This window comes from Bacillus paralicheniformis, from assembly GCF_001042485.2.
Classification (GTDB): Bacteria; Bacillota; Bacilli; order Bacillales; family Bacillaceae; genus Bacillus; species Bacillus paralicheniformis.
Map to the genome: position 1 here is coordinate 20,879 of NZ_LBMN02000034.1, position 23,315 is coordinate 44,193.

The window sequence follows — 23,315 nt, forward strand, 5'->3', positions numbered from 1 at the left end:
AAAAGGTGGTGAACTACTGTGGAAGTTACCGACGTAAGATTACGCCGCGTGAATACCGATGGTCGCATGAGAGCGATTGCATCCATCACGCTGGATCACGAATTTGTAGTGCATGATATTCGTGTAATTGATGGAAACAATGGTCTTTTCGTTGCGATGCCAAGTAAGCGTACACCTGATGGAGAATTTCGTGATATCGCTCATCCAATCAACTCAAGCACCCGCGGAAAAATTCAGGACGCGGTGTTAAATGAATATCATCGTTTGGGTGACGTTGAGGAAATAGAATATGAAGAAGCTGGAGCTTCTTAAAAAAAGAAGGGCTTATGGATAAGCCCTTTTTGTTTTGAAAAAAAATAATCTTATCATAATAAAATGACAATATATGGTTTGTGATTGCGTATAACAGAAACAGGAGGTAAAACATATGGCGGTTTGAGAATCCCATCCCGAAGGAATCAATTTGTCTCCCTGATCAGTGAATCCTAAATATACTCTGAATATCCAAAATATGCTGTCTTGATTTTCCGATTTCTCATTTTGGCTTGCTTGAAATCAACTCATATTTAGGATATATTTTTCTATGGATAATAGGGATAATGGAGGCCAATACATGGATAAGCGGTTTGCAGTTGTGTTAGCAGCTGGTCAAGGAACAAGAATGAAATCAAAGCTTTATAAAGTTCTTCATCCGGTTTGCGGAAAACCTATGGTCGAGCATGTTGTCGACGAAGCTCGCAAGCTATCATTAGAAAAACTTGTCACAATAGTTGGACATGGAGCCGAAGATGTCAAAAAACACCTCGGGGAAAAAAGCGAATATGCCCTGCAGGCTGAACAGCTCGGAACAGCCCATGCCGTTAAGCAGGCCAAGTCGATTCTTGGAAGCGAAAAAGGAACGACTATCGTCATTTGCGGAGATACACCGCTTTTAACTGCCGAAACGATGGAAGCCATGCTCAATGAGCACCAGAAAAAAGCAGCAAAAGTGACGATTTTAACCGCTGTAGCGGAGGATCCGACAGGCTACGGACGCGTTATTCGCAATGAAAACGGCGATGTTGCAAAAATTGTCGAACATAAAGATGCAACAGACGAGGAAAGACTTGTCAAAGAAATTAACACAGGAACTTATTGTTTTGACAACGAAGCTCTTTTTCAAACGATCGAGCAGGTTTCCAATGACAACGTACAAGGGGAATATTATCTTCCGGATGTCATTGAGATCTTGAAAAATCAAGGTGAGACTGTAGCCGCTTATCAGACTGGCAACTTCCAGGAAACGCTCGGAGTCAATGACAGAGTCGCCCTTTCACAAGCGGAAATTTATATGAAGCAGCGGATCAATAAACGCCACATGGGAAACGGCGTAAGCTTAATCGACCCCGACAACACATATATTTCACCGGAAGCCGTCATCGGCAGAGATACCGTGATTTATCCCGGCACCGTTATTAAAGGGCGGGTTGTCATCGGTGAGGACGCGGTCATCGGACAGAACAGCGAACTCGAAAACAGTACGATCGGCAGCAGAACGGTTATTAAGCAGTCCGTTGTCGTGAACAGTGAAGTCGGTGACGATGTTACAATTGGACCGTTTGCTCATATCAGACCCGATTCAAAGATCGGCAATGAGGTAAGGATCGGGAATTTCGTCGAAGTGAAAAAATCGGAATTTGGTGATCGCAGCAAAGCATCTCATTTAAGCTACATAGGGGACGCGGAAATCGGAACGGATGTCAATCTCGGCTGCGGGTCGATTACCGTAAATTATGATGGGAAACATAAGTTCAAAACGAAGATTGAAAATGGGGCATTTATCGGCTGCAACTCCAATTTGGTCGCTCCGGTGACAATCGGCGAAGGCGCATACGTAGCTGCGGGTTCAACGATTACCGACGATGTACCAGGCAGGGCTTTGTCTATTGCCAGAGCAAGACAAGTCAACAAAGAAGACTACGCTGAGAACATACACAAAAAATAATCCTAAATCGGAGGTTTACCATGTCTAAATATGAAGACGACAATTTGAAGATTTTTTCTTTAAACTCAAATCCGGGTCTTGCGAAGGAAATCGCAGATATCGTCGGAGTTGAGCTGGGAAAGAGTTCTGTTAAACGCTTTAGCGACGGTGAGGTTCAAATTAATATTGAAGAAAGCATCCGCGGCTGCGACTGCTATGTCATCCAATCGACAAGCGCACCGGTGAACGAGCATATTATGGAGCTTTTGATTATGGTAGATGCGCTGAAACGCGCATCGGCGAAAACGATTAATATCGTGATGCCTTACTACGGCTATGCCCGTCAGGACCGTAAAGCCCGTTCCCGTGAGCCGATCACAGCCAAACTGGTGGCAAACCTGCTGGAAACCGCCGGAGCTACCCGTGTGATTGCACTTGATCTTCACGCGCCGCAAATCCAAGGTTTCTTTGATATACCGATCGATCATTTAATGGGTGTTCCGATTTTAGGTAATTATTTTGAAGAGAAAAATTTCAAGGATGTCGTGATCGTGTCCCCTGACCACGGCGGTGTGACGCGTGCCCGCAAATTGGCGGACCGCTTGAAAGCGCCGATTGCGATTATCGATAAACGCCGACCTAAGCCGAATGTAGCCGAGGTTATGAATATCATCGGACATATTGAAGGGAAAACAGCCATTTTAATTGATGATATTATTGATACGGCAGGAACGATTACGCTTGCGGCTAATGCGCTCGTCGAAAGCGGCGCAGAGGAAGTGTATGCATGCTGTACACATCCGGTTCTTTCCGGTCCGGCGATCGAAAGAATCGACAATTCGAAAATTAAAGAGCTCGTTGTGACCAACAGCATTGAGCTTCCTGAAGAAAAGAAAATCGCGAAGTTCAAGCAGCTTTCTGTTGCACCGCTTCTGGCAGAAGCGATTATTCGTGTGCATGAAAAACAATCTGTCAGCTTCCTGTTCGATTAATTTGCTGATTCTGGTTTAAAGTTTTGTCGTTATGGGTATGGTTTTAGAAAGACCAATCTAACGATAGGATGGTGCTGAACATGGCAATTTTAAAAGCGGAAGAAAGAACGGATTCCAGACGGTCTTCTTTAAGAAAGATCCGGCAATCCGGGTATGTGCCGGGTGTCATTTACGGAAGAAACCTGGAAAACAAATCCGTTGCGTTAGACAGTATTGAGCTTTTAAAAATTTTGCGAGCTGAGGGCAAAAATACGATTATCAACTTGGATATAAACGGAGACCAGCACTCTGTTATGGTGACTGAGCTGCAGACGGATCCATTAAAAGATTCAATTGTACATGCCGATTTTAAAGTGGTTGATATGGAAGCGGAAATGGAGGCGACGGTTCCTGTAAACCTTACGGGTGAAGCAGAGGGGATTAAACAGGGCGGTGTTCTTCAGCAGCCGCTTTACGAGCTGTCTGTCACAGCGAAGCCGAAGAACATTCCGCAAACGATCGAGGTCGATATTTCCAGTCTCGAAGTCAACGATGTTCTAACCGTCGGCGATATTCCGTCTAAAGGCGATTATTCATACAACCATGAGCCTGATGAAGTTGTTGCATCCATTCTTCCTCCTCAAAAGCAGGAAGAAACGGAAGCCGAATCAGCCGCTCAAGACGTTGAGGAACCAGAAAAAGGCACTGAAGAGGAAAAAGAAGAATAAGTACGTAAGACGTAATCCTCCCGCGGTTACGTCTTTTGTGCTAGAATGAGGGGAAATTAGGATGCTCCCCCTCAGTATGCTGAGGCAGGGTTTTGCTTAAGGGAGGATATAGAATAATGCTTGTGTTTGCAGGATTGGGCAATCCGGGTAAAACATATGAAAATACGAGACATAATGTAGGATTTATGACGATCGACGAGCTTTCAAAAGAGTGGAACATTCCGCTTGATAAAACAAAGTTCAACGGTCAATACGGAATCGGATTTGTTTCCGGCAAAAAGGTTCTACTTGTTAAGCCGCTTACATATATGAATTTATCGGGAGAATGTTTGAGGCCGCTTTTGGACTATTATGAGATCCCTGTTGACAATTTGAAAGTGATTTACGATGACTTGGATCTTCCGACCGGAAGAATCCGTCTGAGGACGAAAGGAAGCGCAGGAGGCCATAACGGCATCAAATCGATGATTCAGCATCTGGGAACAACTGAGTTTAACCGGATCAGAATCGGAATCGGCCGTCCGGTCAACGGCATGAAAATCGTCGATTATGTGCTTGGCGCTTTTACAGATGAAGAAGAGCCGGTGATACAAGAGGCCGTCAGACAATCGGCCAAGGCCTGTGAAGCTTCTCTGGAAAAACCTTTTTTAGAAGTCATGAATGAATTTAATGCTAAGGTATAAGGCAGAAGGGAACGGAACATACTAGTTTTAAAAAGACTCGGTATGGAGGTTCCTTTATGGCTTTACATTATTATTGCCGGCATTGCGGCGTTAAAGTCGGAAGTCTTGATCATTCTTATGTAAACAGTGAACAGTTAGGCTTTAACCACTTAACAAACGATGAAAGAAACGATATGATTTCTTATATGGATAATGGGGATTTACACGTGAAGACGATATGTGAAGATTGTCAAGAAGCGCTTGAGCGAAACCCGGATTATCACCAATATCATTCGTTTATTCAATAAATAGCTTTGGTGTAGAGACTAGACCAAAGCATTTTTCTATTTGAGGAAGAGAGGAGGGGCTCATTTGAACAATATTCAATCCTATATCACAAAAAGCGATGATTTTAAATCCATCGTCAACGGCTTGAACGAAGGGCTGAAGGAACAGCTGCTTGCGGGGCTCTCCGGATCTGCCCGGTCGTTATTTACAGCCGCTCTTACAAAAGAAACGAGACGGCCGGTATTTTTAATTACGCATAACCTTTATCAGGCTCAAAAAATTACAGATGACTTGACAGGGCTGATAAAAGATCAGCCTGTCCTTTTATATCCTGTCAACGAATTGATTTCTTCTGAAATTGCGGTGGCAAGCCCTGAGCTGCGCTCGCAAAGGCTTGATGTCTTAAATCGGCTTGCAAGCGGTGAAACGCCTATCGTTATTGCTCCGGCAGCAGCCGTCAGAAGAATGCTGCCCCCTGTCGAAGTATGGCAAAACAGTCAGATTCGCATTGAGACGGGGCGCGACATCGACCCGGAACAGCTGCTTCAGAAGCTTGTTCAAATGGGGTATGAGCGTACGGATATGGTGGCGGCTCCAGGCGAATTCAGTATTCGCGGGGGGATTATCGATGTCTATTCATTGACCGAAGAAAACCCTGTCCGGATTGAATTGTTTGATACAGAAGTTGACTCGATTCGTATATTCAATACGGATGATCAGCGCTCACTGGAAACGCGCGATGAAGTAACGATCGGCCCTGCGAAGGAACTGATCGTGCGGGATGAAGATCGGCAAAGAGCGCTTGAACAAATCGATAAAGGTCTTGCCAACAGTCTTAAAAAGCTGAAGCTTGATAAACAAAAGGAAATTCTCGATCAAAATATAGCGGAAGATAAAGAGCGGCTCAAGGAAGGTCATATCGGCCAGGAAATGGTTAAATACCTTTCTTATTTCTATGAGAGGCCTGCTAGTTTACTAGATTATTTCCCGAAAAATACTTTGCTGATACTAGATGAGATCAGCCGTATTCATGAAATGGAAGACCAGCTTCAAAAGGAAGAGGCAGAATGGATTACGAGCCTGCTGGAAGAAGGGAAAATCCTTCATGATACAGCAATGTCATTTCCTTTTCACAGCCTCATTTCAAAACAGTCCCGCCCGATTTTGTATTACTCGCTGTTTTTAAGGCATGTGCAGCACACCAGTCCGCAAAACATCGTCAATGTTTCAAGCAAGCAAATGCAGAGCTTTCACGGACAAATGAATGTGCTCAAAAATGAGATTGAACGGTTTAAGAAATCGAAATATACAACGGTTTTTCTAGGGGACAGCAAAGAACGCGTCGAAAAACTTGCGTCTGTATTGTCCGATTATGAGATCGAAGCCGCCCAGGCCGACCAGGATGCAGCGCTTGCCCAAGGCCAGATTTACATTATGGAAGGCGGTCTTCAATCCGGCTTTGAACTTCCGATGATCAAGCTGGCCGTCATTACCGAAGAAGAACTGTTTAAAAAGCGTGTCAAAAAGCAGGCGCGCAAACAAAAACTGACCAATGCCGAACGGATCAAAAGCTACTCGGAGCTTCAGATCGGCGATTATGTCGTCCATGTGAACCACGGTATCGGAAAGTATTTAGGGATTGAAACGCTGGAGATCAACGGCATTCATAAGGATTACCTGAATATTCACTACCAGGGAAGCGACAAGCTTTACGTACCGGTTGACCAAATTGATCAGGTGCAAAAATACGTCGGTTCCGAAGGCAAAGAGCCGAAGCTTTATAAACTCGGGGGAAGCGAATGGAAACGGGTTAAGAAAAAGGTTGAAAGCTCTGTCCAGGATATCGCCGATGACTTGATCAAGCTTTATGCCGAAAGGGAAGCAAGCAAAGGTTACGCGTTTTCTCCCGACCATGAAATGCAGCGTGAGTTTGAAGCCGCATTTCCTTATCAGGAGACAGAGGACCAGCTGAGATCGATCCATGAGATTAAAAGAGACATGGAAAAAGAAAGACCGATGGATCGGCTCCTTTGCGGCGATGTGGGCTACGGTAAAACGGAAGTGGCGATCCGCGCCGCCTTTAAAGCGATTGCAGACGGAAAACAGGTCGCGATCCTCGTGCCGACTACGATCCTCGCACAGCAGCACTATGAAACGATATTGGAACGTTTCCAGGACTACCCGATTAATATCGGTTTGCTCAGCCGGTTCCGGACGAGAAAAGAAGCAAATGAAACGATCAAGGGCTTAAAAAACGGAACGATTGACATCGTAATCGGCACTCACAGGCTGTTGTCCAAGGATGTCGTGTACAAAGATCTTGGACTGCTTATCATCGATGAAGAACAAAGGTTTGGTGTCACGCACAAGGAAAAAATTAAACGCATTAAAGCGAATGTCGACGTTTTGACGTTAACGGCAACTCCGATACCTCGAACCCTTCATATGTCCATGCTCGGTGTCAGAGATTTGTCAGTCATTGAAACGCCTCCGGAAAACCGCTTCCCTGTACAGACGTACGTTGTCGAATACAACGGGGCCCTAGTCAGAGAAGCGATAGAACGCGAGCTGGCCAGGGGCGGTCAGGTTTACTTCTTGTACAACCGGGTGGAGGATATTGAAAGAAAAGCGGAAGAAGTCTCGATGCTTGTGCCTGATGCCAAGGTGACGTATGCCCATGGGAAGATGACAGAAAACGAACTCGAATCGGTCATGCTGAATTTCTTAGAGGGAGAATCGGATGTGCTCGTCAGCACAACGATTATTGAAACGGGCGTTGATATTCCAAACGTCAATACCCTAATTGTATTTGACGCAGATAAGATGGGGCTTTCCCAGCTGTACCAGCTGAGGGGCCGTGTCGGGCGCTCAAACCGTGTAGCTTATGCTTACTTTACGTACCGGAAGGACAAAGTCCTTACGGAAGTGGCCGAAAAAAGGCTTCAGGCGATTAAAGAATTTACAGAACTCGGGTCAGGATTTAAAATCGCGATGCGCGATTTAACGATCCGCGGCGCCGGAAACCTTTTAGGTGCGCAGCAGCACGGGTTCATTGATTCTGTCGGTTTTGATTTATATTCGCAAATGCTCAAGGAAGCAATAGAAGCTCGCAAGGGAGATGTACCGCAAGCTGAAAAATTTGAACCGGAAATCGATTTGGAGCTTGACGCATATATTCCGCAGACTTATGTGACAGACGGCAAGCAAAAAATAGATATGTATAAACGGTTCAGAGCGATTTCAACCATTGAAGAAAAGAGCGAGCTTCAAGACGAGATGATCGACCGCTTCGGCGAATACCCGAAAGAAGTCGAATATTTATTCGCCATCGCAGAGGCGAAGGTATATGCCATCACCGAACGCGTCGAGCTGATCAAGCAGGATAAAGACGCCGTCAGACTGACGATTGACGAAAAAGCTAGTGCCGAAATAGACGGCCAAAAACTGTTTGAACTCGGCAGTAAGTACGGCAGACAGATCGGCCTCGGGATGGAAGGAAAGAAATTGAAAATTTCGATTCAAGTGAAAAACCGAAATCCGGAAGAGTGGCTGGAAACGCTTCTCGAAATATTGAAAGGCCTTCAAAACGTTAAAAAGCAAACGATCGCTTCATCATAAAAATTTGTTGTTTCTCGCGTATATTACATTTGATGTGAAGGATACTAAAACCAATCAAGAGTGGAGAGTGTTACATAAGTACACAGCTCTGTTTATATCCACCAGATATATCATCAAATGAAAGAGAGGCAGCAGAGATGAAAGCAACTGGTATCGTACGTCGAATTGATGATTTAGGCCGGGTCGTGATCCCGAAGGAAATCCGCAGAACTTTGCGCATTCGTGAAGGAGACCCTTTGGAAATATTTGTGGACCGGGATGGGGAGGTTATTTTAAAAAAATATTCTCCGATCAGCGAGCTCGGCGACTTTGCAAAGGAGTATGCTGATGCGCTTTATGACAGCATGGGCCATTCCGTGCTGATTTGCGACCGGGATGTGTATATCGCAGTATCCGGGGGGTCTAAAAAAGACTATTTAAACAAATCGATCAGCGACATGGTCGAAAAGGCGATGGATCAGCGAAATTCTGTTTTGGAAGGAGACGCCAAGACAATTCAGCTTATTGATGGTATTGACGAAGAGGTTGCTTCTTATACCGTCGGTCCGATTGTTGCAAACGGCGATCCGATCGGAGCGGTTGTCATTTTTTCGAAAGACCAGTCAATCGGAGAAGTGGAACATAAAGCGGTTGAAACCGCCGCTGGTTTTTTGGCCCGTCAAATGGAACAATAGGTCTCATTCCTTTTATTTTGACATTCCTGCTCGAACGAGCTGGAATGCCGAAAGCGTTTTTCTCAGCTTGAATCAGCATCAGCAGTTGGAACAGCACCTTTTGGGCTGTTCTTTTTTAGTTCACAGTTGCAGGCGGGGTATGAGTCTTGAATATGGTATAATAAGCACGTTTCGTGCGCTTTTTAGAAAGCTGAGAGAAAGCGCATTGGAAGGAGCTTAAAGGAATGGGGTTTTTAAAAGGCCAAAGACAATGGATTTGGCAAGGCGCCTTTGTTTTATCATTGGCGGGGATATTATCAAAGATATTAAGCGCTGTATATAGAGTGCCTTTTCAAAATATAGTTGGAGATGTCGGTTTTTATATTTTTCAGCAGGTGTATCCGATGATCGGAATATCTGTGATGCTTGCCACCTCCGGGTTCCCGGTCATCATTTCAAAGTTGTTGAATGATTACGGGACGGCAAACCGGGCAAAAATTCTCCGGGTGTCTATGTTTTTTTTGTCGGTCGTGGGCCTTGGCTTTTTTCTTCTCTTGTTTGCCGGAGCCGAAGCCATCGCAGGGTTTATGGGTGATCCCGCCCTTGCCGGGGTGATCCGCGCCGTGTCGTTTTCTTATTTGCTGCTGCCGCTCGTGTCTTTGCTTAGAGGCTATTTTCAAGGAGGCGAACGGATGCTTCCGACGGCACTTTCTCAAATTGGAGAGCAGACACTCCGGGTCGGGGCGATCCTCATTTTGACGTGGTGGCTCGTCAAAAACGGCTTTTCCTTATATGACGCCGGGGCAGGGGCTGCCTTTGGCTCCCTTGTCGGCGGCCTTGCGGCGTTTTTCATTCTCGCCGTGTTTTGGGCCAAGCGTGAAAAGCAACCCGCTGCCGCCGGGATAGAGGCCGGTACAGGCGATATTTTGAAACAGCTGTGTCTGCATTCGGTTACGATTTGCACGGCCGGCCTCATGCTGATTCTCATCCAGCTCGTCGACGCATTGAACTTGTATTCATTGCTGGCCGGACAAGGAATGGACGAACTTCAGGCGAAACATACAAAAGGGGTGTATGACAGAGGACAGCCGCTTTTGCAGCTTGGAACCGTTTTTGCTGCGAGCATTGCGACAGCTCTTGTCCCGTCCCTTACAAAAGCGAAGAAAAATGGAGAAACGGCGGTTCTGGAGGAAAAGATCCGTTATTCGCTAAAAATGAGCTTCGTCATCGGCATTGGAGCAGCCGCCGGTCTGATATGCATTTTGGAGCCGGTGAATGTCATGCTGTTTAAGAACAGCGATGGAACGGCTGCGCTGCAGATTTTCAGCGTGTCGATTCTGTTTGCATCGTTGGCGATCACGATGACTGCTGTTTTGCAAGGACTCGGCAATACATGTCTTCCAGCTGTTTCCGTCTGCTGCGGCTTTTTTGTGAAAGCCGTATTGAACGAGTTCCTGATCCCCGGTTTCGGCATTTCCGGCGCCGCTTTTGCGACTATGATGTCATTCGCTGCTGTCGCTGGACTCAATTTTTTTCAGCTGAAAAGGAAAGGCTGGATCAAGTTGCCGGAATACAGGATAGCGGGAGTTTTGCTGTCGGCTGTGATCATGTCGGCCGCTCTGGCGGTGTGGCTTTTTGCTTTTGAAGCGGCCATACCTCATGAAAACAGATGGATCGCGGCGGCGGAAAGTCTTAGCGCCGTATTCGTCGGCGGCATTGTCTTTTTGTCCGGTATCTTCACATTACGCGTGTTTTCAGAAAAAGAACTTGAGCTTGTACCTTTTGGCAGCAAGCTCCTGACAATAAAACGAGAAAGGGGCGGCAGACATGGCCGGTAAAATCACGGTAGTCGGCCTGGGGGCAGGCGATATGAATCAATTAACCCTCGGTGTATATAAACGGCTCACACAAGCGGAGGTTCTTTATGTCAGGACGAAAGACCATCCGTTAATAGAAGACCTGAAAAAAGAAATAGCTGAGATTCATTTTTTTGATGAGGTCTATGAAAAGCATGATCAATTCGAAGATGTTTACGAGGAGATCGTAGAGCGGCTGTTTGAGGAGGCGAAGCAGCGCGATGTGCTCTATGCCGTTCCGGGCCATCCGTTCGTCGCTGAAAAAACGGTTCAGCTTTTGCTTGAGAGGCGGGGCGCTCATCAGGCCGATGTCGTTGTCGAGGGAGGCCACAGCTTTATTGATGCGACATTAAATGCTTTGCAGATCGATCCGATTGACGGGTTTCAGTTTGTCGACGCCGTCCGGTTTTCCGCTGACGAAGTCGAGCTCCGTCATCATTTGATTATTTGCCAGGTATATGATCAAATGACGGCATCAGAGGTCAAACTGACGTTGATGGAAAAGCTCCCTGATGACTATGAAGTCGTCATTGTCACAGCGGCCGGAAGCAGTATGCAAGACATTCGGACAGTGCCTCTTTACGAATTGGACAGAAGTGTCGGTATCAATAATTTAACGAGCGTCTACGTTCCGCCGGTCAAAGACGAGGAGGTTCTGTACCAGGAATTTTCGATGTTCCGCAGCGTCATCAGGAAGCTGCGCGGACCGGACGGCTGCCCGTGGGATCGGAAACAAACCCATGAATCGCTCAAAAAATACTTAATTGAAGAATGCTATGAGGTGCTCGAGGCGATTGATGAAGAAGATCCCGACCACCTTGTTGAGGAGCTCGGCGATGTGATGCTCCAAGTTCTGCTGCATGCGCAGATCGGCGAGGATGACGGTCTTTTTACAATTGACGATGTGATTCGCGGCATTACGGCAAAAATGATCAGAAGGCATCCGCATGTCTTCGGAGAAGTATCTGTTCGTGATGAGGCCGACGTCATGGTAAACTGGGAAGAGATCAAGAAACAGGAGAAACAAGCGGACGATCCATCCCTTCTCGACGACATTCCAAAGCCGCTGCCTGCTTTGTCAAAAGCGAACAAGCTTCAGAAAAAGGCGGCAAAGACCGGATTCGACTGGTCGAATGTCCAGGATATTTGGGATAAAGTTCACGAGGAAATGAAAGAATTTTCTTCAGAAATTTCCGAAGCCGAACAGTCCAGCAAAAAAATGAAAGAAGAGTTCGGCGACCTTTTATTCGCTCTCGTCAACATCGGCCGGTTTTATAAAATTGAACCGGAAGAAGCCCTGGCGATGACAAATGCCAAGTTTTACAGAAGGTTCACGCATATTGAACAATCTGCAAAGCGCATGGGCAAGGATCTGGAAAGTATGACGCTTGAAGAAATGGACGAATTGTGGAATGAAGCGAAAGACATTGAAAGGAGCTGACAAGTGATGAGACTCGACAAATTTCTCAAAGTATCAAGGCTGATTAAAAGACGGACGCTTGCAAAAGAAGTGGCTGACCAGGGAAGAATTTCGATCAATGGCCAGCAGGCGAAAGCAACCTCTGTTGTCAAAGCGGGAGACGAGCTTGCGGTGCGTTTTGGCCAAAAGCTTGTAACCGTCAAAGTCAATGAATTGAAGGATACGACAAAAAAAGAAGAAGCCGCTGATATGTATACCGTTCTCAAAGAAGAGAAGCTGGGAGGAGAATAGGCTTGTTCTAAAAAAATCCCCCGTCTCATACAATGCAGTATCGAATCTTTAGTATGAGGATATGGGGGATGAATCGATGAATGTATATTATGATCAGCACAACCCTTCCGGCGGGGCATCTGGTCCTGAACATAATGTGACGATGAAGGGCCGCAAGCTGCTGGATATATCCGGTGTCAAACAGGTCGAGAGCTTTGACAATGAGGAATTCTTACTTGAGACGGTCATGGGCATGCTGGCAGTCAGAGGCGAAAACCTGCAGATGAAGAATCTCGATGTGGAAAAAGGCGTTGTCTCCATCAAGGGAAGAGTGCTTGATCTCGTCTATTTGGATGAGCAGCAGGGGGAGAAAGCTAAAGGATTTTTTAGCAAGTTGTTTAAATGACGCTGACCACTCAGTTCTATACGATGCTGGCCATGGCCGGAATGGGGGCATGGCTTGGCGCTTCCCTTGACACCTACACCCGTTTCGTTGTCCGCTCGAAAACAGCAAGGTGGCTGTTGTTTCTCCATGACTTTTTGTTTTGGGTGGTACAAGGTCTCCTTTTTTTCTATGTTTTGCTGAGCGTGAATGAAGGGGAATTCCGAATTTATATCTTTCTGGCGGTCATGCTTGGATTTGCCGCTTATCAAAGCCTTTTTAAGCAGATCTATATCAAGCTTTTGGAATGGATGATTTCCTTTTTCATATTCATCTCCAGGCTGGTCTCAAAGATGATGCAGATGATGGTGTTTCGGCCTGTTGTATGGACGTTTCAAGCTATTTTTGCCATCATTCTTTTTACAATGAGAAATATCTATGTTCTTTTTCGTTTTTTTGCGGTATGTTTATATAAGATATTAAAATTTGCAGGATATCCGATTTATTTTATACTATATCAATGCTGCAGGCTTCTTCCCGCCCCGGTTCGGGGATTGTTGAGACGCTTTTTGCAAAAAGGAGCAGGATTTTTCGAAAAGGGGAAGAAACTATTCATAACAATTAAGGCAAAACTTTTAAAAAAATGAGGGGAGGCCGTCTGGAATGAATGATCCCATGAGACGCAACATATCGCAAATACAGAACGAATACAAAGAGCAGATGGAGCGAAAACAGCAGCAGCTGAAAAGAAAAAGACGCGGTCTATACAGACGGTTGATGGTTTTCGGCGCCGTTGTGCTGCTGTCGGCGATTGTGATTGTCAGTTCTCTTTGGTCGCAGACTTCGGATATCAGCGCGAAGCAAGAGAAGAAAGAAGACCTTTTGAAACAATTGGAACAACTGGAAGCAAAAAAATCGGATTTGAAAGATGAGATTGTGAAATTAAAGGATGAGGACTACGTTGCAGAGCTTGCCAGAAAGGATTATTACCTCTCAAAAGATGGCGAAATCATCTTCAAGTTTGAAGATAAGAGCAAGTAGCCTTGTTGACACTTATTTTTTTCTTTATGTATAATTAAACAAATGATCTTTTTTAAGTCTAAGGAGGAGCACTTTTTTTATGTCGATTGAAGTTGGCAGCAAGTTGCAAGGGAAAGTAACAGGTATTACAAATTTCGGAGCGTTTGTTGAACTGCCTGGAGGATCAACAGGTCTTGTTCATATTAGCGAAGTAGCCGATAACTACGTGAAGGACATTAATGATCATCTGAAGGTTGGTGATCAAGTAGAAGTTAAAGTCATCAATGTTGAGAAAGATGGGAAAATCGGCTTGTCGATCAAAAAGGCTGTAGACCGTCCTCAATCATCAAGACCTGCGAGACCTAAAAATGATTTCCGCTCTAAAGAAACGTTTGAACAGAAAATGAATAAGTTTTTAAAAGACAGTGAAGATCGCTTATCGTCTCTAAAACGCAACACGGAATCAAAACGTGGAGGGCGCGGAGCAAGAAGAGGTTAACTTGCTGCTTTCTATATATACGAAAGGCATTCGTCTTATCCCAACGGATGCCTTTTTATTGTCTTATAAAATTTTTATTAAAATTTCTATTGACGGATAGGACAATCCTTTGTATTATAGAACTTGTGCGTTAAAAGAAATCAACAACATGGCGGTGTAGCTCAGCTGGCTAGAGCGTACGGTTCATACCCGTGAGGTCGGGGGTTCGATCCCCTCCGCCGCTACTTATATGAAGGCCCGTTGGTCAAGTGGTTAAGACACCGCCCTTTCACGGCGGTAACACGGGTTCGAATCCCGTACGGGTCATTCCGGAAACCGGCTTCTTCTGAAGCCGGTTTTTTTGCTGCATAAAAATACGCAAAATAACGGGAATGGACTCGACTTATCAAGAGTGATTGAAGCATGCTACAAAAAGCGTCGAACAGTTCTTTGAATTCATTACCTTCTTTTGACAAAATCCTATTTCATCTTTCGTTATAATGGCAAGCAACGAATAAACGAGTGGGAGATGAGAGCATGGAAAAAGCGGAAAGAAGAGTGAACAGCCCAATAGCTGGACCTGTTGTTCAAAAATTGTATTCATGGATTGGCAGCACGACGAAGCTTGTAATGCAGCATTTATATTCCCTCTTTTTTTATAAAGGGCTGATCTATATGATCATCGGTTTTTTATTGGGACGAGCCTTCATTCTGTCAGAGGTCATTCCCTTTGCCCTTCCATTTTTCGGAGCGATGCTTTTAATTAAAAAAGATAAAGCTTTTCTTGCATGCCTGGCACTTCTTGCCGGGGCTCTGAGCATATCGCCTCAGCATTCGCTGTTCGTGCTTGCGGCTCTGTTTGCATTTGCGATATGTTCCAAAATGACGTCTCTTATTATAAAAGATCGCGTCAGAACGCTGCCTGTCGTCGTCTTTTTAGCGATGGCTGTGACAAGATGCGGATTCGTATATGCCGAATACGGAACGGTTTCGGGTTATCACTATATTATGGCTTTTGTTGAAGCCGGGTTATCGTTTATCCTCACACTGATTTTTTTGCAAAGCCTGCCGATTGTTACATCAAAGCGGGCGAAACAGTCGCTGAAAATTGAAGAGATCATTTGTTTTATGATTTTAATCGCTTCTGTTCTCACAGGTTTGACAGGCGTTTCTTTTCAAGGCATGCAGGCTGAACTGATATTGGCCCGTTATGTCGTGCTCGCTTTCGCGTTCATCGGGGGCGCGAGCATCGGCTGTACAGTCGGTGTTGTGACCGGGCTGATCCTCAGCCTTTCAAATATCGGCAATTTATATCAGATGAGCCTGCTGGCTTTTTCAGGCCTTCTCGGCGGTTTGTTAAAAGAAGGAAAAAAGTTCGGTGCTGCGGTCGGCTTATTGATCGGATCTCTATTGATTTCTCTGTACGGAGAAGGTTCAGCTGAACTTGTGCCGACGCTTTATGAATCACTGATTGCAATCGGTCTGTTCCTTTTAACCCCTCAGTCGATTACGAAAAAAGTGGCTAAGTATATACCGGGAACGACTGAACACGCTCAGGAACAGCAGCAATATGCAAGAAAAATCCGCGATGTCACCGCGCAGAAGGTCGATCAGTTTTCGAGTGTTTTTCACGCATTATCCGAAAGCTTCGCTACCTTTTATCATTCGGTTCCGGATGATGAAGGAAAAGAAAAAGAGATCGATCTGTTTTTGAGCACTGTAACAGAACACTCCTGCCAGTCCTGTTATAAAAAAAACAAGTGCTGGGTTCAGAACTTTGATAAAACATATGACTTGATGAAACGAGTTATGCAGGAAACAGAAGAAAAGCAATATTTTAAAAACCGCAAGCTGAAAAAGGAGTTTCATCAGCACTGCTCCAAATCAAAGCAAGTAGAAGCGCTGATGGAAGACGAGCTGTCTCATTTTAGGGCAAACCAGACATTAAAACAAAAGGTGCATGACAGCAGGCGTCTCGTCGCAGAGCAACTGCTCGGGGTTTCTCAGGTCATGGCGGACTTTTCTCGGGAAATAAAAAGGGAGAGGGAGCAGCATTTTATTCAAGAAGAACAAATTCGGGATGCGCTGCAGCATTTCGGCATTGAAATTCAACAAGTCGAAATTTACAGCCTAGAGCAGGGAAATATCGATATCGAAATGAGTATCCCGTATTGCAACGGCCACGGGGAGTGTGAAAAAATCATCGCTCCGATGCTGTCCGATATTTTGGAAGAACAAATTATCGTCAAAGCGGAACAGTGCGCCGGCCATCCGAATGGATATTGTCATGTTGCTTTCGGTTCGGCGAAGTCATACAGGGTGGTGACGGGAGCCGCACATGCAGCAAAAGGAGGAGGGCTTGTCTCCGGCGACAGCTACAATATGATGGAGCTCGGCACCGGCAAATATGCGGCCGCCATCAGCGATGGTATGGGAAATGGCGCAAGGGCCCATTTTGAAAGCAATGAGACGATCAAGCTGTTGGAAAAGATTCTTCAGTCGGGCATCGACGAAAAAGTGGCGATTAAAACGATCAACAGCATTCTTTCATTAAGGACGACAGATGAAATATATTCGACATTGGATTTATCGGTCATCGATCTTCAGGATGCGAGCTGCAAGTTTTTGAAAATCGGCTCCACCCCGAGCTTTATTAAAAGAGGCGATCAGATTATCAAAGTGCAGGCCAGCAATCTGCCGATCGGCATCATTACAGAATTCGATGTTGATGTAGTCAGCGAGCAATTAAAAGCGGGAGACCTTTTGATCATGATGAGCGACGGAATCTTTGAAGGGCCTAGACATGTTGAAAATCATGATCTGTGGATGAAGCGTAAATTGAAATCTCTGAAAACCGAGGAGCCGCAGGAAATCGCCGACTTGATCATGGAAGAAGTGATTCGGACAAGGTCGGGTCTGATTGAGGACGATATGACGGTGATTGTTATCAAGCTGGACCATAATACGCCAAAGTGGGCCTCCATTCCGGCGCCGTCTTTTTTCCAAAAGAATCAAGAGATTTCTTAGCCTTCGTATAAATCAAATTTCTTCTGGCGATGATGGAACTAAATCAAGATATCTTTGTCCAGGAGGAATAAAAACGATGAAAAAGGGGCACTTGAATCAAATCCTGCTTTTGACGGACGGCTGTTCAAACCGCGGCGAAGACCCGCAGGCCATGGCCGCCTTTGCGAAGGAGCAGGGAATTACCGTGAATGTGATTGGGATTATGGACGAGCATGAAATGGATCAGGAGGCGATGAAAGAAGTTGAAGGGATCGCCCTCGCAGGCGGGGGAGTTCACCAGGTTGTTTACGCGTCGCAGCTGTCGCAGACTGTTCAAATGGTGACAAAAAAGGCGATGACGCAAACCCTTCAAGGCGTTGTCAATAGTGAGCTCAAACAAATTCTCGGCAAGCATACCGAAATGGATGAACTGCCTCCTGATAAACGCGGTGAAGTTATGGAAGTCGTAGATGAGCTCGGCGAGACCGTACATCTTCATGTATTGGTTCTTGTCGATACAAGCGCGAGCATGAATCCGAAGCTGCCGACTGTTAAAGAAGCATTGATAGACCTTTCCATCAGTCTCAATTCAAGAATCGGCGAAAATGAATTTGCGATGCTTATATTTCCCGGGAAAAAACAAGAGGTCGAGCTTGTGCTTGATTGGACCCCGAAGTTTGAATCTCTTTCTTCAATATTTTCCAAGCTTTCAGCCGGCGGCATTACGCCGACAGGACCCGCAATACGAGAGGCGATTCAGCATTTTAACAAAATCGGCTCAAGAAGGAGAATGTTAGAAGACGATGAAAAACACTTCGACGAGTTTGGCGGCTAGTCTAAAGCCGGGTGCAGCCGTTGTTGGAAAGTGGAACAATCATTCCTACAAGATCATCAGACAGCTTGGAAAAGGGGCGAATGGCGTTGTATATCTGGCCGATTCGGGAAAGGGCCGCGTTGCATTAAAAGTGAGCGATGACAGCCTGTCCATTACCTCGGAAGTGAATGTTCTGAAATCTTTCTCAAAGGCCCAGGCAAAAGCAATGGGGCCTTCTTTTTTTGATGTGGATGACATGATGGTTGCGGGTGCGGGCAAAAAACTTTCATTTTATGTCATGGAATATATTGAAGGTCCGCTTCTTTTAAGATATGTAAACGAAAAAGGCGAGGAATGGATACCGGTGCTAATCAGCCAGCTTCTCTCAAGTTTGTCGGCCATTCATCGCGAAGGATGGGTGTTTGGAGATTTAAAGCCCGAGAATTTAATCGTGACGGGCCCGCCGCCGCAAATCCGCTGCATTGATGTGGGCGGGACGACAAAAGAAGGCCGGGCAATCAAGGAATATACAGAGTTTTTTGACAGAGGCTATTGGGAATTTGGAACCCGTAAGGCTGAGCCTTCGTATGATCTGTTTTCAGTCGCCATGATTATGGTGAACTGTGCGGTGAAAAAAGAATTTAAAAAGACAGCAAGACCTCAGGAACAGCTTATGTCAGTCATCGACGGACAGCCGTTTTTAAAGCGGTATAAGCCGGTTCTTGCTTCTGCTTTAAAAGGAAGCTATCGAACAGCTGATGAAATGAAGGGAGACCTCCTGGCAATCGGACGGCCGGCCAGAATGCAAAGCAGCCGCCAGTCGAGAACCGCCCGCTCTTCATCGGCATCCGCCCCGTCTCAAGGCCCGCGGCATAAGCGGGGGACGCCTCAGCAGCAAATGTTAAGAAGCGGGCGCAGAAAGCAAAGAAACAGTTCTAAATCCGGCGGTGTTTTTGAAACGCTGCTGATCGTCGTAAGCGTTCTTGCCCTTTACTTTGCGTATATCGTTCTCTTTTTTATTTAGCTCTGCTTTGCTGGCGGATAGCTCTTCTTTGCAGGGACCGATTGAAAGTGTTAGGATATTTATATCTTTTGAAATACACCCTGCTCTTAGTGGGAGGACATTGTGAAAAGTATTGAAGATTTCATGAGAAAATACGAACTGTCATTTGATGGAGCGACACTGGTTGCAGGCGTCTCCGGCGGGCCTGATTCGATGGCGCTGCTGCATGCTCTGCAACGTACGGTTCCTGCCTCGGCGACGCTGATTGCCGCACACGTCGATCATATGTTCAGAGGCGAAGAGTCTGAGCATGATATGCGGTTCGTTCAGGACTACTGCGAGGCGGAAGGCATACAATGCGAGGCGGTGCAAATCGATGTCCAGACATTTGCCGCGGAAAACAATCTGAATAAACAGGCTGCTGCGAGAGAATGCCGGTATGCGTTTTTTCAAGAATTAATGAAAAGGCGCCGGGCTGAATACCTGGTTCTGGCTCATCATGGCGATGATCAGGTGGAAACGATGCTGATGAAGATGGCAAAAGGCACTGTCGGGCTCGGGCTTGCTGGAATTCAGCCAAAGCGCCGTTTTGACAGCGGCTGGCTGCTTAGGCCGTTTCTAAGGCTGTCAAAGGATGATCTTTTGGCTTACTGCAAAGAGAATCGAATACCGTATAGAACCGATCCGAGCAACAGTGAGGATGATTACACAAGGAACCGGTTCAGGCACCATGTTCTCCCTTTTCTGAAGAAAGAGTCGGAAGATGTCCATAAAAGGTTTCAATCCGTCAGTGAATTCCTGACAGAAGACGAATTATACTTACAGGCATTAACGAAAGACAAAATGAATACAGTAATCACAAGCAAGTCAAGTTCCGGTGTCGAAATCAGCATCGATCGGCTTCTTGCGCTCCCTATGCCTTTACAAAGAAGGGGAGTTCATCTAATATTAAACTATCTTTATGAAAACGTTCCATCAGCGTTTTCAGCCCATCATATTCAAGTGTTTCTGGATTGGATTTCACAAGGTGGACCATCCGGTTCCCTTGATTTTCCGAATGGGCTAAAAGTTGCAAAATCTTATCATACATGTTTGTTTACATTTCAGCGTTTACAATGTGAAAATGTTTCCTATCATTATGAAATAAGCGGGGCAGACGAAGAAGAACTGAAGCTTCCCGACGGCTCCTCCCTTCATGTGAGCGGACCCGGTTCAACCCGGAAGCTGCAAGGAAACGATGTTTTTGCAACAAGTCCCAAGCAGGTTCAATTCCCCCTTTATGTACGGACAAGGCAAAACGGAGACCGAATCAAACTTAAAGGGATGAACGGCTCAAAAAAGGTTAAAGATATATTTATTGATGAAAAAGTGCCTCTTGCGAAAAGAGACAGCTGGCCCATTGTAACAGACGCGGTTGGAAACATTATTTGGATACCTGGTCTGAAAAAAACCATTTTTGAGGAACTTGATGTTACAAACAATGATCGCATTGTATTACAATATAGACAGCATGAAAAGTGTAGGGGGCTAGCAAAGAATGAAACAGGATATTGAAAATATCTTGATCTCAGAAGAAGAGATCCAAAAGAAAGTCAAGGAGCTGGGCGCAACTCTGACAGAAGAGTACAGCGGCAAGTTTCCGCTGGCAATCGGTGTGTTAAAGGGAGCCATGCCGTTTATGGCTGATCTTTTGAAGCATATTGATACATATTTGGAAATGGATTTCATGGATGTATCAAGCTACGGCAGTTCAACGGTTTCTTCCGGAGAGGTAAAAATCATTAAAGATTTGGACACATCTGTAGAGGGCCGTGACATCTTAATTATTGAGGATATCATCGACAGTGGGCTGACCTTGAGTTATCTTGTAGAGCTTTTCCGATACCGCAAAGCAAAATCGATTAAGATCGTAACCCTTCTTGATAAACCAAGCGGACGAAAAGCGGATATCAAAGCGGATTACGTCGGCTTTGAAGTTCCCGATGCATTCGTTGTCGGATATGGTCTCGATTATGCTGAACGCTATCGTAACCTTCCGTACATCGGAGTGCTGAAACCTGCGGTTTATGAGAGCTGATTCGGGCTTGTTAGCGAAAGGGATATCTGTTGTATTGGAACGATTTTCTATGATACTATTGAACATAGTTGTGCTTACTGTGGGAGGAGGTAAGGAATGAATCGGGTCTTCCGTAATACCATTTTTTATTTACTTATTTTATTAGTTGTGATCGGAGTTGTGAGCTACTTCCAAACCGCAAATCCGAAAACAGAAAATATGACGTATAGTGACTTTGTTTCAAACCTAGATAAAGGGAAGGTTGAAAATGTCTCCATCCAGCCTGTCAGGGGCGTGTACGAGGTTCGGGGACAGCTGACGACCTATGAGAAAGATCAATATTTCCTGACCCATGTTCCTGAAGGAAAAGGGGCAGATCAAATCATTGATCAAGTGAAAAAAACGAAGATACAAGTAGAACCTGCACAGGAAGCAAATGGATGGATGACGTTCTTTACCACCATCATCCCTTTTGTTATTATCTTCATTCTTTTCTTCTTCCTGCTTAATCAGGCTCAAGGCGGCGGAAGCCGTGTTATGAACTTTGGAAAAAGCAAGGCGAAGCTCTATACAGAAGAAAAGAAGCGCGTCAAATTCAAAGATGTGGCAGGAGCGGATGAAGAAAAGCAAGAGCTTGTGGAAGTCGTTGATTTCCTCAAGGATCCCCGCAAGTTCGCTGAACTCGGAGCAAGGATTCCGAAAGGCGTGCTTTTGGTCGGACCTCCGGGTACCGGTAAAACATTGCTGGCGAAAGCTTGTGCCGGAGAAGCAGGGGTGCCTTTCTTCAGCATCAGCGGTTCTGACTTCGTTGAAATGTTCGTCGGGGTTGGTGCATCACGTGTTCGCGACTTATTCGAAAACGCTAAGAAAAATGCACCGTGTCTGATTTTCATCGATGAAATTGATGCTGTCGGACGCCAGCGGGGAGCAGGTCTTGGTGGAGGGCACGATGAACGTGAACAGACGCTCAACCAGCTTCTTGTTGAAATGGACGGATTCAGCGCCAATGAAGGAATCATCATTATCGCTGCGACAAACCGCGCCGATATTTTAGACCCTGCATTGCTGCGTCCGGGACGTTTTGACCGTCAAATTACAGTTGACCGCCCAGATGTTAAAGGCCGTGAAGCTGTACTTCAAGTACACGCAAGAAACAAGCCTCTTGATGAATCCGTAAACTTAAAAGCGATCGCGATGCGGACGCCTGGATTCTCAGGTGCAGATCTTGAAAACCTTTTAAATGAAGCGGCTCTCGTAGCAGCGCGTCAAGATAAGAAAAAGATCGATATGCGAGACATCGATGAAGCGACAGACCGCGTCATCGCCGGACCTGCAAAGAAAAGCAGGGTCATTTCGAAAAAAGAACGCAATATCGTGGCTTATCACGAGGCGGGACACACTGTAATCGGACTTGTCTTGGATGAAGCGGATATGGTGCATAAAGTAACGATCGTACCGCGCGGCCAAGCGGGCGGATACGCCGTTATGCTTCCTAAGGAAGACCGTTATTTCCAAACCAAACCCGAACTTCTCGATAAGATCGTCGGCTTGCTTGGAGGCCGTGTAGCTGAAGAGATCATCTTCGGTGAGGTCAGCACGGGTGCCCATAACGACTTCCAGCGCGCTACAGGCATTGCCAGACGAATGGTAACTGAATTCGGTATGTCTGAAAAGCTCGGTCCTCTTCAATTCGGACAATCGCAAGGCGGGCAAGTGTTCTTGGGACGCGATTTCAACAATGACCAAAACTACAGCGACGCGATTGCGTATGAAATCGATAAAGAAATTCAGCGCTTCATTAAGGAATGTTATGAACGTGCAAAAACAATCCTTACTGAAAATCGCGACAAACTTGAGCTGATCGCTCAAACATTGCTGGAAGTTGAAACGCTCGACGCTGAGCAAATCAAACATTTGTCTGAGCACGGAAGACTTCCTGATCGCACATATTCGGATGATCAGGAAAAGACAGACGATGTGAAAGTCAACATCAATAAACGAGATGACGAAGAAAAAAACGAGGATGAGAAAGAATAACGACTTATTTCCGCCTCTTCAGGAAAACTGCCAAGCTCTGCTTTTGGCAGTTTTCTTTTTTTATGGTTAAAAAACCTCTTTGGAAAATCT

General features: G+C 45.6%; 21 protein-coding genes and 2 tRNA genes. All 23 read left to right on the forward strand.

From position 1 onward, the window contains the following. Positions 1-18: 18 nt before the first annotated feature. Complete coding sequence (gene spoVG, locus ACH97_RS16675; RefSeq protein WP_003178198.1) at positions 19-312, forward strand: septation regulator SpoVG; 294 nt, start codon at positions 19-21, stop codon at positions 310-312. A 301-nt stretch (positions 313-613) separates the two neighbouring features. Further along, positions 614-1,984 carry a bifunctional UDP-N-acetylglucosamine diphosphorylase/glucosamine-1-phosphate N-acetyltransferase GlmU gene (gene glmU / locus ACH97_RS16680; protein ID WP_020449808.1) on the forward strand — a complete coding sequence of 457 codons (1,371 nt, stop codon included), beginning with the start codon at positions 614-616 and terminating at the stop codon, positions 1,982-1,984. A 20-nt stretch (positions 1,985-2,004) separates the two neighbouring features. Continuing rightward, entirely contained in the window at positions 2,005-2,955 is a 951-nt protein-coding gene (locus tag ACH97_RS16685; protein WP_020449809.1) for a ribose-phosphate diphosphokinase, read from the forward strand. 80 nt (positions 2,956-3,035) lie between these two features. Continuing rightward, positions 3,036-3,662, forward strand: coding sequence for a 50S ribosomal protein L25/general stress protein Ctc (locus ACH97_RS16690; protein ID WP_020449810.1), 627 nt, complete (start codon positions 3,036-3,038; stop codon positions 3,660-3,662). Positions 3,663-3,778: 116 nt separating this feature from the next. Beyond that, positions 3,779-4,345, forward strand: a complete 567-nt coding sequence (gene pth / locus ACH97_RS16695; RefSeq protein WP_020449811.1) for an aminoacyl-tRNA hydrolase — start codon at positions 3,779-3,781, stop codon at positions 4,343-4,345. Positions 4,346-4,401: 56 nt separating this feature from the next. After that, the gene (fin, locus tag ACH97_RS16700) at positions 4,402-4,632 is read left to right on the forward strand and encodes an anti-sigma-F factor Fin (RefSeq protein WP_003178210.1); all 231 of its coding nucleotides are present in this window, start codon (positions 4,402-4,404) and stop codon (positions 4,630-4,632) included. A gap of 64 nt (positions 4,633-4,696) precedes the next feature. Further along, positions 4,697-8,230, forward strand: a complete 3,534-nt coding sequence (mfd, locus tag ACH97_RS16705; protein ID WP_020449812.1) for a transcription-repair coupling factor — start codon at positions 4,697-4,699, stop codon at positions 8,228-8,230. Between the two features lie 137 nt (positions 8,231-8,367). Continuing rightward, positions 8,368-8,904, forward strand: a complete 537-nt coding sequence (gene spoVT / locus ACH97_RS16710) for a stage V sporulation protein T (RefSeq protein ID WP_020449813.1) — start codon at positions 8,368-8,370, stop codon at positions 8,902-8,904. 224 nt (positions 8,905-9,128) lie between these two features. Next, positions 9,129-10,721: a putative polysaccharide biosynthesis protein gene (locus ACH97_RS16715; protein ID WP_020449814.1), complete on the forward strand. Its 1,593-nt coding sequence runs from the start codon at positions 9,129-9,131 to the stop codon at positions 10,719-10,721. Then, on the forward strand, positions 10,711-12,180 hold the full coding sequence (yabN, locus tag ACH97_RS16720; protein WP_020449815.1) for a bifunctional methyltransferase/pyrophosphohydrolase YabN: 1,470 nt from the start codon (positions 10,711-10,713) through the stop codon (positions 12,178-12,180). Before ACH97_RS16715 ends, yabN begins: the two co-directional genes overlap by 11 nt. Before the next feature lie 6 nt (positions 12,181-12,186). Beyond that, the gene (locus tag ACH97_RS16725) at positions 12,187-12,450 is read left to right on the forward strand and encodes an RNA-binding S4 domain-containing protein (protein ID WP_020449816.1); all 264 of its coding nucleotides are present in this window, start codon (positions 12,187-12,189) and stop codon (positions 12,448-12,450) included. Between the two features lie 76 nt (positions 12,451-12,526). Beyond that, the gene (yabP, locus tag ACH97_RS16730) at positions 12,527-12,835 is read left to right on the forward strand and encodes a sporulation protein YabP (RefSeq protein WP_011197470.1); all 309 of its coding nucleotides are present in this window, start codon (positions 12,527-12,529) and stop codon (positions 12,833-12,835) included. Then, on the forward strand, positions 12,832-13,458 hold the full coding sequence (gene yabQ, locus ACH97_RS16735) for a spore cortex biosynthesis protein YabQ (protein ID WP_020449817.1): 627 nt from the start codon (positions 12,832-12,834) through the stop codon (positions 13,456-13,458). Before yabP ends, yabQ begins: the two co-directional genes overlap by 4 nt. Before the next feature lie 16 nt (positions 13,459-13,474). Continuing rightward, positions 13,475-13,852, forward strand: a complete 378-nt coding sequence (locus ACH97_RS16740) for an FtsB family cell division protein (protein ID WP_020449818.1) — start codon at positions 13,475-13,477, stop codon at positions 13,850-13,852. A 79-nt stretch (positions 13,853-13,931) separates the two neighbouring features. Beyond that, positions 13,932-14,330 carry a S1 domain-containing RNA-binding protein gene (locus ACH97_RS16745; RefSeq protein WP_003178226.1) on the forward strand — a complete coding sequence of 133 codons (399 nt, stop codon included), beginning with the start codon at positions 13,932-13,934 and terminating at the stop codon, positions 14,328-14,330. Positions 14,331-14,480: 150 nt separating this feature from the next. Further along, a tRNA-Met gene (locus tag ACH97_RS16750) sits at positions 14,481-14,554 on the forward strand. A gap of 10 nt (positions 14,555-14,564) precedes the next feature. After that, a tRNA-Glu gene (locus ACH97_RS16755) sits at positions 14,565-14,636 on the forward strand. Between the two features lie 210 nt (positions 14,637-14,846). Then, complete coding sequence (spoIIE, locus tag ACH97_RS16760; protein ID WP_020449819.1) at positions 14,847-17,336, forward strand: stage II sporulation protein E; 2,490 nt, start codon at positions 14,847-14,849, stop codon at positions 17,334-17,336. Between the two features lie 76 nt (positions 17,337-17,412). Then, the gene (locus ACH97_RS16765) at positions 17,413-18,150 is read left to right on the forward strand and encodes a vWA domain-containing protein (RefSeq protein WP_020449820.1); all 738 of its coding nucleotides are present in this window, start codon (positions 17,413-17,415) and stop codon (positions 18,148-18,150) included. Then, positions 18,119-19,153: a protein kinase domain-containing protein gene (locus ACH97_RS16770; protein ID WP_020449821.1), complete on the forward strand. Its 1,035-nt coding sequence runs from the start codon at positions 18,119-18,121 to the stop codon at positions 19,151-19,153. Before ACH97_RS16765 ends, ACH97_RS16770 begins: the two co-directional genes overlap by 32 nt. Positions 19,154-19,255: 102 nt before the next feature. Then, entirely contained in the window at positions 19,256-20,686 is a 1,431-nt protein-coding gene (tilS, locus tag ACH97_RS16775; protein ID WP_020449822.1) for a tRNA lysidine(34) synthetase TilS, read from the forward strand. Beyond that, complete coding sequence (gene hpt / locus ACH97_RS16780) at positions 20,670-21,209, forward strand: hypoxanthine phosphoribosyltransferase (protein ID WP_003178236.1); 540 nt, start codon at positions 20,670-20,672, stop codon at positions 21,207-21,209. The genes tilS and hpt overlap by 17 nt, the downstream gene beginning before the upstream one ends. Positions 21,210-21,305: 96 nt before the next feature. After that, positions 21,306-23,225, forward strand: coding sequence for an ATP-dependent zinc metalloprotease FtsH (gene ftsH / locus ACH97_RS16785; RefSeq protein WP_020449823.1), 1,920 nt, complete (start codon positions 21,306-21,308; stop codon positions 23,223-23,225). Positions 23,226-23,315 lie beyond the last annotated feature (90 nt).

Bases quoted from the DNA above. Each gene is read 5' to 3' on its own strand.
- glmU (WP_020449808.1), top strand. From the start codon at position 614: ATGGATAAGCGGTTTGCAGTTGTGTTAGCAGCTGGTCAAGGAACAAGA.
- ACH97_RS16685 (WP_020449809.1), top strand. From the start codon at position 2,005: ATGTCTAAATATGAAGACGACAATTTGAAGATTTTTTCTTTAAACTCA.
- ACH97_RS16690 (WP_020449810.1), top strand. From the start codon at position 3,036: ATGGCAATTTTAAAAGCGGAAGAAAGAACGGATTCCAGACGGTCTTCT.
- pth (WP_020449811.1), top strand. From the start codon at position 3,779: ATGCTTGTGTTTGCAGGATTGGGCAATCCGGGTAAAACATATGAAAAT.
- fin (WP_003178210.1), top strand. From the start codon at position 4,402: ATGGCTTTACATTATTATTGCCGGCATTGCGGCGTTAAAGTCGGAAGT.
- spoVT (WP_020449813.1), top strand. From the start codon at position 8,368: ATGAAAGCAACTGGTATCGTACGTCGAATTGATGATTTAGGCCGGGTC.
- ACH97_RS16715 (WP_020449814.1), top strand. From the start codon at position 9,129: ATGGGGTTTTTAAAAGGCCAAAGACAATGGATTTGGCAAGGCGCCTTT.
- yabN (WP_020449815.1), top strand. From the start codon at position 10,711: ATGGCCGGTAAAATCACGGTAGTCGGCCTGGGGGCAGGCGATATGAAT.
- ACH97_RS16725 (WP_020449816.1), top strand. From the start codon at position 12,187: ATGAGACTCGACAAATTTCTCAAAGTATCAAGGCTGATTAAAAGACGG.
- yabP (WP_011197470.1), top strand. From the start codon at position 12,527: ATGAATGTATATTATGATCAGCACAACCCTTCCGGCGGGGCATCTGGT.
- yabQ (WP_020449817.1), top strand. From the start codon at position 12,832: ATGACGCTGACCACTCAGTTCTATACGATGCTGGCCATGGCCGGAATG.
- ACH97_RS16740 (WP_020449818.1), top strand. From the start codon at position 13,475: ATGAATGATCCCATGAGACGCAACATATCGCAAATACAGAACGAATAC.
- ACH97_RS16745 (WP_003178226.1), top strand. From the start codon at position 13,932: ATGTCGATTGAAGTTGGCAGCAAGTTGCAAGGGAAAGTAACAGGTATT.
- spoIIE (WP_020449819.1), top strand. From the start codon at position 14,847: ATGGAAAAAGCGGAAAGAAGAGTGAACAGCCCAATAGCTGGACCTGTT.
- ACH97_RS16765 (WP_020449820.1), top strand. From the start codon at position 17,413: ATGAAAAAGGGGCACTTGAATCAAATCCTGCTTTTGACGGACGGCTGT.
- ACH97_RS16770 (WP_020449821.1), top strand. From the start codon at position 18,119: ATGAAAAACACTTCGACGAGTTTGGCGGCTAGTCTAAAGCCGGGTGCA.
- hpt (WP_003178236.1), top strand. From the start codon at position 20,670: ATGAAACAGGATATTGAAAATATCTTGATCTCAGAAGAAGAGATCCAA.
- ftsH (WP_020449823.1), top strand. From the start codon at position 21,306: ATGAATCGGGTCTTCCGTAATACCATTTTTTATTTACTTATTTTATTA.